Here is a 12611-nt window from a genome sequence, read left to right as displayed (position 1 = left end):
ACCCCACTGAACGGCGGACGGTTCGGCGAAGAACCACCCACACGAGGGTGAACCACTGTTTGGCCAGATGATTGTCTCACCAGAAAATAATAAATTGTTCTGGCATCACAACTTGTTCAAACAAACACGCTATTGGATTCTCAAACCACAAACACACACCCATCACCACACCACACAAATAAGCAGCATGTTCACTGGGGGTATCAGTTTCCTTTTCGGTTACCCACCCGATCGCCTGAACCCGTGGAACAAACCGTGTTTGTCCTGGTCAGACCCAGTAGAAACAGTGTCTCGAAGACCGTGTTTCCGGCGGGGCAACGAGATATAACTCTAGACCACCCCAGAGCCACCGCGCAAATCCAAAACCGACTTTCTCCACGTGACACCCACCACACAGGTTCTGTGCCGCACCGATCGCTCCACGAACGAGGGGTGTTAGCGTCCTGAGTATGAGCACGGAACCCACAGACACATCGCTGACAAGCACTCATGCTCCGATCGCCGTCGTCGCCGGGGCGTCGGGGTTCATCGGCGGCGAGCTGCTCGATGCGCTCAACTCCTGGGGGTACGCGACGCGAACGATCGGCCGCTCCCCTGCCTCCGCCGACGCCATCTGGGACCGTCCCGACCGAATCGCCGAACTCATCGACGGTGCAGACCTGCTCATCAACCTCGCCGGTCGCAGCGTCGGATGTCGGTACACGGACGCCAACCGGCAGGTCATCTGGGACTCCCGAGTCGATACGACCCGCGCTCTCAATACGGCCGTGGCAGCCGCCTCGGCGCCGCCGCGTCTGTGGATCAACTCGAGCACGGCCACCATCTACCGTCACGCAATGGATCGACCGCAGACCGAGGACGACGGCGACATCGGCGAAGGGTTCTCGGTCGACATCGCCAAGGCCTGGGAGAAGGAATTCTTCGCCGAAGATCTGCCCGCGACCAGACGAGTCGCGCTGCGGATGGCGATCGTGCTCGGTGACGGAGCGGCGTTGAACATGTTGGCCATCGCGGCCAGATTCGGCGCGGGAGGAGCCCAGCATGAAGGGCGCTGGTTCCCGCACCGGCGCTATCGCGGGATCGGACCGGCGGCTTCCGGGCCGACGGTCTGGCGAGGACACCCGCCGACTCACGGACGACAGCGGTTCAGCTGGGTCCATATCGACGACGTGCTCCGGGCAATCTGGTTCATCGACGACCATGAGGAGCTCAGTGGCCCGATCAACGTCTCGAACCCACAGGTCTCGGACAATCGCTCACTGATGAAAGCGCTGCGCAAGGCAGTGCGCATGCCCGTGGGAATTCCTGCACCCAGATGGCTGCTCGAGATCGGGATGACCGTCCTGCGTCAGGAGTCGGAACTCGTGCTCAAGAGTCGGTGGGTGCTGCCGGCACGACTCGAAGCAGCCGGGTTCGACTTCAGGTGGACCGACGTCGAGGCGGCGACGAAACACCTGCTCCGCTGAAGTGTCGGGCGCGGGACTCTCCCGTCTCCGAGGAAGGGCAAGATTACGCGCTCAGCCGACGGCCGCCTCGGCGGGGATTCCCTGCTCGACGCAGTCGGCGCAATAGGGCTGCAGACCCTTGTCCGTGCAATCGGCGCACCGTAGGTACTGTCTGCGGCACTCGAGGTTCGCACAGTTGACGAACTCCGGCGTCTTCCTGTCGCAGGACACGCAATGCCCGATGGATTCGACATTGTCACCGAACTCGACGTGCATGCGCTTGTCGAAGACGTAGAGCGAACCGTCCCAGTAGCCGGAGCTGCCGAAGGTCTCGCCGTAACGGACGATGCCGCCATCGAGCTGATAGACCTCTTCGAACCCGCGGTTCTTCATGAGCACGGACAGGACCTCGCAGCGGATTCCGCCGGTGCAGTAGGTGACGACGGGTTTGTCTTTGAGGTCGTCGTATTTGCCGGATTCGATTTCGGCGATGAAGTCGCGCGTGGTGTCGGTGTCGGGAACGATCGCGTCCCGGAACTTCCCGATCTGTGCTTCCATCGCATTGCGGCCGTCGAAGAAGACGACCTCTTCGCCGCGTTCGTCGAGGAGTTTGTGCAGGGCTCCCGGTTTGAGGTGCTGACCTCCGCCTTGGACTCCGTCTTCGGTCACGGTGATCTCATCAGGAGTGCCGAAGGTGACGAGTTCGTCGCGGACCTTCACGCTCAGCCGCGGGAAGTCATCGCCCTGGCCGTTCGACCATTTGATGTCCGCACCTTTGAAAGGCGCATACGACTTCGTTGCCCGCACGTACTGCTTCACCTCGAAGATGTCCCCGCCGACCGTGGCGTTGATCCCGTCCTTCGACACAATGATCCGCCCCTTGAGCCCGAGGCTCTCGGCCAGGGTGTGCTGCCACAGTTTGACCGCTTCGGGGTCGGGCAGCGGAGTGAAGACGTAGAACAGGACGATCTTGGGAGTTGCCATGGCCCCTATTCTAAGACGGCGCAGCGTGCCGAGCTCGCCGAGGCGGCCCATCCGTGGACGCGCTTCGCCCCCGCGGTGAGGACACGGCTAAGATTGGCCGTGAGTGCCGTGTCGTATGAAAGGGCCCCGAAGAGGACATGACGTCTAACCTCAGCTCTGCGGATTCCACGCAGGTCGATTCCCCGCAGAATGCATCGAAGAAGGTCAAGGAGACGGTCGAGTTCGCAGCGGCGAACCCCGACGTCGAGCAGCCTTTCGCCGATCTCGGTCTCACGGCCGACGAATACGAGAAGATCAAGGCGATCCTCGGACGTCGCCCCACCTCGGCGGAATTGGCCATGTATTCGGTGATGTGGTCCGAGCACTGCTCGTACAAGTCTTCGAAGGTCCACCTGTCCAAGTTCGGTGACAAAGTCACCGAGGACATGAAGAAGCACCTGCTTGTGGGCATCGGCGAGAACGCCGGCGTGGTCGACATCGGGAACGGCTGGGCCGTGACCTTCAAGGTCGAATCCCACAACCACCCCAGCTACGTCGAACCCCATCAGGGTGCGGCCACCGGAGTCGGCGGCATCGTCCGCGACATCATCTCCATGGGTGCGCGCCCGGTCGCTGTGATGGATCAGCTGCGGTTCGGAGCCATCGACCATCCGGACACCGCCCGTGTCGTCCACGGCGTGGTCGCCGGCATCAGCAACTACGGCAATTCCCTGGGCCTGCCGAACATCGGCGGCGAAACCGTCTTCGATTCCGTCTATCAGGGAAATCCGCTGGTCAACGCCCTGGCTGTGGGTGTCATGCGGCATGAGGACATCCGTTTGGCCAATGCGTCGGGGCTGGGCAACAAGGTCGTGCTCTTCGGTGCACGCACCGGCGGCGACGGCATCGGCGGTGCCTCGATCCTCGCCTCCGAGTCCTTCGACGATTCGAAGCCCTCGAAGCGCCCCGCCGTCCAGGTCGGCGATCCCTTCGCTGAGAAGGTGCTCATCGAATGCTGCCTCGAGCTCTTCCACGCCGGTGTCGTCGAAGGCATTCAGGACCTCGGCGCTGCGGGCATCTCCTGTGCGACCTCGGAACTGGCGTCCAACGGCGACGGCGGAATGCACATCGCGCTCGACGACGTACTGCTGCGCGATGAGACCCTCACCCCTGAGGAGATCCTCATGTCGGAGTCGCAGGAGCGGATGATGGCCGTCGTCCGTCCCGACCGCCTCGAGGAGTTCCTCGAAATCGTCGGCAAGTGGGAGGTCGAGACCTCCGTGCTCGGCGAGGTCACTGATTCCGATCGTCTCGTCATCGAATGGCATGGCGACGTCATCGTCGATGTGCCTCCGCGCTCGGTCGCCCACGACGGACCCGTGTACAACCGTCCGTTCACCGCACCGTCATGGACCGCCGAGGTGGCTGCGAACACCGTTGAGGCCGCCGGCTTGGCTAAGCCCGAGTCCGACGATGAGCTGCGGTCGACGATGCTGCAGCTCGCGGGGTCGCCGAACCTCGCCTCGAAGTCGTGGATCACCTCGCAGTACGACAAGTACGTCCAGGGCAATACCGCACTGGCCCACCCGGATGATGCCGGTGTCGTCCGCGTCGACGAGGAGTCCGGTCTCGGCGTGGCCATCGCCACCGACGCCAACGGCCGCTACAGCTTCCTCGACCCGGCGCGCGGTGCCCAGTTGGCTCTGGCCGAGGCCTACCGCAATGTCTCGACCTCAGGTGCCATTCCGCGTGCGGTCACCGACTGCCTGAACTTCGGATCGCCCGAGGATCCGGAGATCATGTGGCAGTTCGCGCAGGCCGTCGAAGGCCTCGCCGACGCTTGCCAGGACATGGGAATCCCGGTCACCGGCGGCAATGTGTCCCTGTACAACCAGACCGGCGGAGTGGCCATCCACCCGACTCCGGTCGTCGGTGTGCTCGGTGTCTTCGATGACGTCACCCGCGCCACCCCGAGTGGGTGGCAGGAACCGGGCCAGACCATCTATCTGCTCGGCACCACCGAGGCGGAGCTCGACGGATCGGCGTGGGCCGACGTCACGGCCGACCACCTCGGCGGGGTTCCTCCGCAGTACAAGCCGGCGGCGGAGAAAGAACTCGGCGAGATCCTCATCAACTGCTCGCGCGACGGCATGATCGATGCCGCGCACGATCTGTCCGAGGGCGGGCTGTCGCAGGCCCTCGTCGAATCGTCGCTGCGCTATGGCACGGGTGCCCGGATCTGGCTCGACGAGGTCTGCGAGCGTGACGGCATCGACGTGTTCACCGCGCTGTTCTCCGAATCGACGGCGCGTGCGATCGTCGCCGTGCCGCGGTCGGAAGAGGTCCGTTTCAAGGACATGTGCACAGCCCGGCGGTTCCCGTTCGTGCGCATCGGCATGACCGATGCCGGCGACGGAGCTCCCGAGCTCGAGGTCGTCGACCACTTCTCGATCGGACTCGACGAACTCGGCCAGGCCCACGAGGGTACGCTGGCTGATCGCTTCGGCGGCAGCGTCGCGGCGGTGACCGAAACCGCGGTCTGAGCCACGACCGGCGAAGACTGTCACGAGACGGCCTCTCGGCCTCGATACGACCAGCTGCGGTTGGTCTTGTCGAGGCTGAGGGGCCGTCTCGCTGTCGCGCTGAGTCCGATCGCCCTGCTGGGCGTGACGGTCACGAAGGCGGGTCGGCAGACTTCTCACATTCGCGCTTGCTGCGGCGCAACCGGTCACGCAGCGGTCCGACTACGCCCCAGGCGAGAGCGGTGAAGACGGCGACAATCGTCCAATAGATCAGCCAGAAGGAATCAGCCCAGCCCGCGATCGCGATTCCGATGACCAGTAACGCGATGGTGATCGCCGAGGGGCACCGGGAGCACCAGAGCATGACCCGAGCGAACTGTTCGGTCTGGGCAGCCGCCGCAACGGAAGTGCCGGGGATGCCCGTTTGACCGGCCTTCTGCTGGGGCGGCAGCGCCCGACTCACACCGGGTGTCTGCGGCTGTATCGAACTCATGTTTTCACTCTAGGACTAGGCGGCGGACGACAGTGTCCTCTGAAGTGGCAATGCTGACATGTGTATGGCGACGCCTGACATAGCAGCGCGGCCCATCCGCGACGTGACCGAAGATGACAGTCTCCACTCATGCACGACTGCGAATGTGATTGCCTGAAGAAGAACGATGCGGCTTCAGCCTTTCCGCGGCCGCCGACTCAGAAGCGCAGACGAACGACACCACATTCAAGGAAGAGGAGCCAATCATGGCAACGATTCGCACATCCCACGCAGGATCCTTACCCCGCACTCCCGAGCTCATCGAGGCCAACAAGGTCAAGCAGGCGCAGAACACCGCCCGTCTCGCCGGCGAATTCGTTTCGCAGGAACAGGAGCAGGAGTTCGACGAGCTCCTCGCCGCCAGCGTGACCGACCTCGTCAAACGCCAGAAGAACCTGGGCATCTCACTGCCCAACGACGGCGAGTACGGTCACGCCATGGCCGCCGACTTCGACTACGGCGCTTGGTGGCACTACTCGTTCGCCCGCACCGGTGGGCTCGAGCTCCACGATATCGACCTCTGGGAGATCCCGGCGAACCGTTCGACCCCGGGCAATATCGTGCTCACGAGCATGCCCGACCGCCGCGATCGCAACCTCTTCCCGAACGTCTACACGGATCCGAAGGCCGGCACCGACACCGGCCAGCAGCCGCAGTTCCCGAAGGCCACCGGCCCGATCAGCTACATCGGTCAGGACCAGGTCAACCGTGACATCGCGAACCTCAAAACAGGTCTGGCCGCCGCCGGCTACGACGAGCGCGCCGGTTACATCAACGCCCTCTCCCCCGGCTCGGCCTCCCGCATCGCCAATGAGTACTACTCAAGCGATGAGGAGTTCATCTGGGCATGGGCCGATGTGCTCCGGGAGGAATACCTCGCCATCACCGAGGCGGGGCTGACCGTCCAGATCGACGATCCGTCCCTGGCGGAGAACTTCGACCAGATCAACCCTGAACCGTCGTTCGATGACTACCGCACGTTCATCCAGGTCCGCATCGACGCGCTCAACCATGCGCTGCGCGGAATCGACCCGGCGCAGGTGCGCGTGCACACCTGCTGGGGTTCCTGGCACGGACCGCACGTCACCGACCTGCCGTTCATCGAGATCGTCGACCAGGTGCTCTCGATCAATGCCGCCGGCATCACGTTCGAAGCCGCGAACGTCCGCCACGAACACGAGTGGCGGATCTGGGAAGAGAAGAAGCTGCCCGAGGGCAAGTACATCATCCCGGGAATCGTCTCCCACTCGACCAACGTCGTCGAGCATCCCGAGCTCGTCGCCGAACGCATCGGCCGGTTCGCCAAGCTCGTCGGACCCGAGAACGTCGTCGCCTCCACCGACTGCGGGCTGGGCGGCCGAGTCCACCCGGACATCGCCGTCGCGAAGCTGCAGTCTCTGACCGAAGGTGCGGAGATCGCCTCGAAGCGCTTCTGACCCAGTACCGCGAAAACAGCAGTAACAGCAGAAACACCGGTCCCCTCCGTTAGGCTCACATGCCGAACGGCGGGGACCTCTGTATTACGCCCCGCCGCCGAGCTCCTCCTCGAAGCAGTCGCTCAATGTCGGGTGGGCGAACTGGTATCCGGTTTCCTGCAGCTTCTCCGGCACCACCCGCTGGTCGGCCAGAGCGAGCTCCTTCGCACCGTCACGGCCGAGCATGATCTCCGTGATGAACCCGGGCGTCGGGATCCACGCGGGTCTGCGAAGGTGAGCGGCGAGCGCCTCGGCGAATTCCGCCTGCGTGACAAGCTCCGGCGCAACAGCGTTGACCGGCCCGCGCACATAGTCATAGAGGACCGCATGCACATATGACCGCGCAACATCGTCAAGAGAGATCCACGCCAGAGCCTGCTCCCCGCTGCCCAATCGACCGCCGGCACCCGCAAGGAACAGCGGCGCCTGCAGTTTGAGCAGACCGCCCAAGGAGCTGAGCACGACTCCGGTTCGGATCGACACACGTCTGATCCCGACTTCCTCGACACCGGCCGCCGTCTCTTCCCACTTCTGGCATACCTCGGCGAGGAATCCGTCGCCGGCCGGTCCGGTTTCGTCGACCGGTTCGTCAGCTTTCGACCCGTAGTAGCCGACCGCAGAGGCACAGACGAAGACCGACGGACGCTTCGCCTCGGGCAGACCACGCATCGTTTCGACGAGCAGCCTCGTAGAGTCGATTCGAGACGACCAGATCTCATCCTTCGCGTGCTTGGTGAACCGAGTGGCGATGGACCGCCCACCGAGGTGGACCACCGCATCCGCCCACGCGAGGTCCCGTGGATTGAGGATTCCCAGGTCCGGGTTCCAGTGCACCTCGTACGGGAATTTCGGGGTTTCGCGCACCAGCAGTCGGACGAAATGACCCGCAGTGGAGAACAGGGCGGCGACCTGGCGTCCGATCATTCCGCTGCCGCCGGCGATGAGGATGTGTTTGCCCTTCTTCCGCGCCAGCAGCGGCGCGTTCGTGGATTCGAGGAAATCGATGTCCATGAGCATCCGCTTGCGGCGGGCGTCGAAAGTGGCTTCAAGGTAGTGGGTGAGGCCCCGGTCGATGACGTCGAAGCCCTGCGGAGCCATGGAGAATTCGATGTGGTCGTCGATCTTCGTCCCGCCGGCGACCGAGGTGAACTCGTGCGTGTGCTTCCACTGGCTCAGCGGTCCCTTCTTCAGCTCATCGACGAAGGAGAACCGCGACGGCCCCTCCGAATGCACCGAGCTGAACGGCCGCCGCACAAGTCCGTAGGTACCGGGAACGCTCGTCTTCACCTGCGCCACCGAGCCCGGCGCGATCGGAGGATAGCTCTCTTCGACGATCTCCTGCGCCCAGTGAGGCGAGAGGCGGGTCAGCGCTCCTGGCCGAGCATGCCAGTCGAATGTGGTCTCCGCACCGAGCGGAACTTCAGATGTCGACTCAAAGATGGTCATGGAATCCCTCCTACCTCGAATGATGCCACCGGATTCTGAGAATGTGACTCGCAACTCACCTAAGTCCAAGTGAATTGTTGTCGCCGAGGCGACTCACCCTCTCAGCCGACCCGCCGAAGCCGTCCGGCGGGGTCCGCATTCCGCTTCCGCGGGTTAGAAGTGCGGGCGCCCTGATCGAAATCAGGACGCCCACACTTTGAACCAGCGAGTGCAGCGCGAGCCGCTGCAGAAGCCGACGAGTCAGTCGGCGGCCGGGATCTTGCCGAAGCGGAACGCCGACCAGAAGTCTCCGCGCACGTAGCCGTGCTCCGGCTCCGGGTCGAAGTCCCAGTGGCGGACTCGACCGATCTTGAGCGCATCGGCGACGAGCTGGCGGCTGCGCTGCGAAGCGAGCACATGGTCCTCGAGGTGCTCGAGGTCGTAACGGGACTCGAGCTCGGCACGCATCTTCTCCAGCCTCCTGGAGAAGGCCGGGTCCTCGGCCCGGTTGTTCAGCTCATCCGGGTCGTTGGCGAGGTCGAACAGGAGCTCCGGATCCCCCGGGCACAGCGTGAGCTTGAGATCCCCACGGACCAAAGTGACCTGCGGCTTGTACGTGCCTTCTGCGAAGTATTCGATTACGACATCGCGGTTCTCCGTCCCGAGTTCGCCGGCGGCTTCTCGCCGAGCCGTCTCCAGCAGGGACGTCCCGACCAGACCTTCCTCGATCGCCGAGGCGGGCTCAGGATCCGCACGGCGTATAGGCAGAAACCTCGCCAAGCCGGATTTCGTGTCCTCCGGCCTCGGGCCTTGGGCGATCTCCACCAGGGTCGGCGCGAGGTCGACGAGGCTGACCGGGGCCGCATACCGGCCCGGGTCGATCACCTCGGCGGGTCCGTTGATGATGAGCGGAACTCGGGAGGACTGCTCGTAGGGCGACATCTTGAACCACAGCCCCTTCTCCCCCAGCATGTCCCCGTGGTCGCTGGTGACGACGATGACGGTGTTGTCCGCCAGGTCGAGCTCTTCGAGCTTGCGCCGGATCGCCCCGACATGGTCGTCGATGTAGTTCACCGCCGCATAGTAGGCACGGCGGGCCCGCCGCACGTCCTCGATTCCCGGTTCGCGTTCGTCGAAACCGCACATCGTGCGCAGACGGTGGCTGTGCGGGTCGATGGCCGGGTCGGGAACCTCGGGGTGGGCTGAGTCCGGGATGGCCACCTCGGCGAATCGGTCCCAGTTGGCCTTCGGCGGTTCATACGGGTCGTGAGGGTGGATGAACGAGGTGACCATGAGGAACGGCTGATCGCACCCGGCAGCCTGGTTCGCGCGCTTGCGGTCGTTGAGGTGGCGCAGGGTTCTGAAGATCACCTCGTCGTCGAAGTCCTGCTGGACGTTCGCGGTCGCCGCACCGGCGGTGAACACGGGGTCCGCCTCGTGGTACCACTGAAGCTTCTGCTCCAGCGGACGGTTCCAGTCGGGCACCATATCGAGATCGGCCGGGTACACGTCCGTTGTCAGGCGCTCTTCGAAACCGTGGTGCTGATCAGGCCCGATGAAGTGCATCCGCCCGATCAGCGCCGTGTGGTAGCCGAGCTTGCGCAGACGGTGGGCGAACGTCGGCACGGACGCAGCGAAGTCGTCGCCGTTGTCCAGGCAGTCGATCTCCGAGGGCATCCGCCCGGTCATCATCGATGCCCGCGACGGCGAGCACAGCGGAGTATTGCAGTACGCACGGTCGAAGACGGCTCCGTCGGCGGCGAGGGCATCCATGTTCGGCGTCAGCGCGGCCGCATCACCATAGGCTCCCAGAGCCTGGGCGGCCATCTGGTCGGCTTGGATGACGACGATGTTCGGGGTGGTCATGGGTGGTCCTCTCTGCGGTCGGGGCCGGAGTCGGCTTCGGAATCGGTCGCTGAATCCGGGTCGGATTCGCTCGCCGAGGCGGTCCCGGAGTCCGCATCGGTCGTGGAGGCGGCGTCCGCCTCGGCGACGGTGGATTCCTCAGTCTCTGCGGAGTCCGCGGTGTTCGTGGAATCGTCGTCCGGGGTCCAGCCGTCGGCCCATTCGCCGGTTTCGTAGTCGAACCCGACGGGTTCGCCGTTCTCGTCCGTGCGCTGGTACCAGTCGGTGTAGTCCCCGTGCTCGGAGTCGATTCCGCCGTTCGCACCGTCACCGGGGTCAGTGGGCACGACCTGGAGGGCGAAGTCGTCACCGTAGGCATCGGCACCGGCGACCACGGCGTTGTCGACCGCGTTGAGCGCGTACTGACGACGCAGCGCCAGCGGGTCCGTCCGCAGCTCCTTGAACCAGGCGACGATGATGAAGAGCATGACGAGCGCGAACGGCACTGCGGTGACGATGACGAGCTGTTGGAGTCCCTCGAGGGCGCTGGCGTCGCCGAGGAGGAGCATGACCACGGCGATGCCGGACATCACCAGACCCCAGAACACGACGACCCACTTCTTCGGCTCCTGATCACCGCGGCTGGTGAGCATGCCCATGACCACCGAGGCGGAATCCGCGGAGGTGATGAAGAAGATCGCGAGGACGATGATGACGACGAACGGCAGCCATTCGACATAGGGCAGGTTGTCGATGAGGGTGAAGAACACCTCGGGGGCTTCCATGCTGTCGGTGAAGCCCGACGCTCCGGACCGGTACATCCAGATCGAGGTTCCGCCCATGATGCCGTAGGCGACGAAGAGCAGCGTCGAGGGGATGAAGATCGTGCCGAGGATGAACTGGCGGATCGAACGGCCGCGGGAGATGCGGGCGATGAAGGTGCCGACGAACGGTGACCAGGAGATCCACCAGGCCCAGTAGTAGACGGTCCACAGGGACTGGAATTCCTGGGTCTCAGCGCCCCAGGACAGGGACCGGCCCATCATATCGAACATCGACCCGAGGTATTCCATGAACGCTGACGGCAGCAGGTTGAGCAGGTAGAGCGTGGGTCCAAGGAACAGCACGAGTGCAACGATGCCGACGGTCAGCACGATGTTGATCGAGGACAGGTAGCGGATTCCGCGCGAGACGCCGGAGACCGCGGAGATGATGAAGCCGAGGGTGAGGACGAGGATGATGATGACGAGCGCGTTGTTCGTCATCGGTCCCGCATCGGCGACGATGCTGACTCCGGTGCCGATCTGCATGGCCGCGATGCCCAGGGCTGCGGCCGTGCCGAAAAGAGTGGCGACGATCGCGAAGATGTCGACGAGTTTGCCGGCGAAGCCCTCGGTCTGGCGTTTGCCGAACAGCGACTGGAAGATCGAGGACAGCAGCAGCGAACGGCCGCGACGGTAGGCGGCGTAGGCGATGGCACCGCCGACGAGGGCGTACATCGCCCAGGCGTGGAAGCCCCAGTGGAAGTAGGTCTGGGCCATCGCACCGTGGAGCGCCTCGGTGGACTCCGGATCATTCGTCAGCGGCGGCGGTGAGATGAAGTAGGTCAGGGGCTCAGAGGGTCCGAAGAAGAGGACGCCGATGCCGATGCCCGCGGCAAAGAGCATGGCGACCCAGGAGAAGGTGGAGAATTCTGAGGTCTCCCCATCCTTGCCCAAGGGAATCTTGCCGTAGGGAGAGAACGCGAGGATGAGCAGGGAGACGAGAATGATGATCGCGACGAGGTTGAACAGCCATCCGACGTTGAGCGTGGCCCAATCGTAGGCAGTCTGAGCGACCGTAGCGACGCTGGAGGGGCTGGTGATGCCCCAGATGACGAAGGCGACGGTGAGGCCGCCGGCGATCGCGAAGATGATCGTGTCCAGCGAGTACTTGCGCCGCTGTTCGTCGATGGCGATTCCGGGCACGAGGATCGGGTGGGTGTCGTGCGGGTAGTGGCCGTGCGTATCTTCGAGATCGGCCTTCACGGGACCGCGAGGGCGGCGGTAGTCGAACTGGCCGAGGTTGCGCCCGGTCTCACGGCCGACGCGTTTGGCGTCGTCCCTCACCCGGCGGGCATCGGCCATGATCCGTTCGCGTGGTGCACGGCGAGCCGCCTCGGTGGTGGAATCGGACTGCTGATCCGGCCCCGGATCCTGTTCGTCGGTTCGGGTGGGGTCATCTGTCATGTGTCGGTTCACACTCTTTCGATTGTTGCGGAAACTGCCGAAATCGATCGGTGCCGTGCACGGAGGCAAACGCATCATGGCCCGATGGCGTGAACGCACATCGGGTACTCGTCGGAAATCAGGTGATGCGACCGGCCGGAGGTCGTCGATCAGGCAGGAGGTCTGCGGATCGGCGA

At 64.1% G+C, this 12611-nt stretch carries 8 protein-coding genes; 3 read left to right on the top strand and 5 right to left on the bottom strand.

Going from position 1 to position 12611, the window contains the following annotated elements:
* Positions 1-449 precede the first annotated feature (449 nt).
* Positions 450-1466, top strand: coding sequence for an epimerase (locus SB749_RS08250; protein ID WP_410709909.1), 1017 nt, complete (start codon positions 450-452; stop codon positions 1464-1466).
* Between the two features lie 51 nt (positions 1467-1517).
* Here the strand turns inward: SB749_RS08250 and SB749_RS08245 are convergent, their stop codons facing one another.
* Complete coding sequence (locus tag SB749_RS08245) at positions 1518-2429, bottom strand: rhodanese-related sulfurtransferase (RefSeq protein ID WP_172175061.1); 912 nt, start codon at positions 2427-2429, stop codon at positions 1518-1520.
* Positions 2430-2566: 137 nt separating this feature from the next.
* Between SB749_RS08245 and purL the strand changes: the two genes are divergently transcribed.
* Positions 2567-4951: a phosphoribosylformylglycinamidine synthase subunit PurL gene (purL, locus tag SB749_RS08240; protein ID WP_410709908.1), complete on the top strand. Its 2385-nt coding sequence runs from the start codon at positions 2567-2569 to the stop codon at positions 4949-4951.
* Positions 4952-5081: 130 nt separating this feature from the next.
* On the opposite strand, the gene SB749_RS08235 is transcribed toward purL, so the two are convergent.
* Complete coding sequence (locus tag SB749_RS08235; protein ID WP_139469922.1) at positions 5082-5423, bottom strand: hypothetical protein; 342 nt, start codon at positions 5421-5423, stop codon at positions 5082-5084.
* A gap of 245 nt (positions 5424-5668) precedes the next feature.
* On the opposite strand from SB749_RS08235, the gene SB749_RS08230 reads away from it, so the two are divergent.
* Complete coding sequence (locus SB749_RS08230) at positions 5669-6898, top strand: cobalamin-independent methionine synthase II family protein (RefSeq protein ID WP_410709907.1); 1230 nt, start codon at positions 5669-5671, stop codon at positions 6896-6898.
* An 84-nt stretch (positions 6899-6982) separates the two neighbouring features.
* On the opposite strand, the gene SB749_RS08225 is transcribed toward SB749_RS08230, so the two are convergent.
* From SB749_RS08225 to SB749_RS08215, 3 genes are all read right to left on the bottom strand, one after another.
* The gene (locus SB749_RS08225) at positions 6983-8383 is read right to left on the bottom strand and encodes a TIGR01777 family oxidoreductase (protein WP_181272528.1); all 1401 of its coding nucleotides are present in this window, start codon (positions 8381-8383) and stop codon (positions 6983-6985) included.
* Between the two features lie 240 nt (positions 8384-8623).
* Positions 8624-10228 carry a choline-sulfatase gene (gene betC, locus SB749_RS08220; RefSeq protein WP_410709906.1) on the bottom strand — a complete coding sequence of 535 codons (1605 nt, stop codon included), beginning with the start codon at positions 10226-10228 and terminating at the stop codon, positions 8624-8626.
* Positions 10225-12435: a BCCT family transporter gene (locus tag SB749_RS08215; RefSeq protein WP_410709905.1), complete on the bottom strand. Its 2211-nt coding sequence runs from the start codon at positions 12433-12435 to the stop codon at positions 10225-10227. The genes betC and SB749_RS08215 overlap by 4 nt, the downstream gene beginning before the upstream one ends.
* Positions 12436-12611: the final 176 nt, after the last annotated feature.

The sequence above is a fragment of the Brevibacterium sp. SIMBA_078 genome (assembly GCF_046534565.1).
Lineage (GTDB): Bacteria > Actinomycetota > Actinomycetes > Actinomycetales > Brevibacteriaceae > Brevibacterium.
This window is presented reverse-complemented; position numbering and strand designations above follow the sequence as displayed.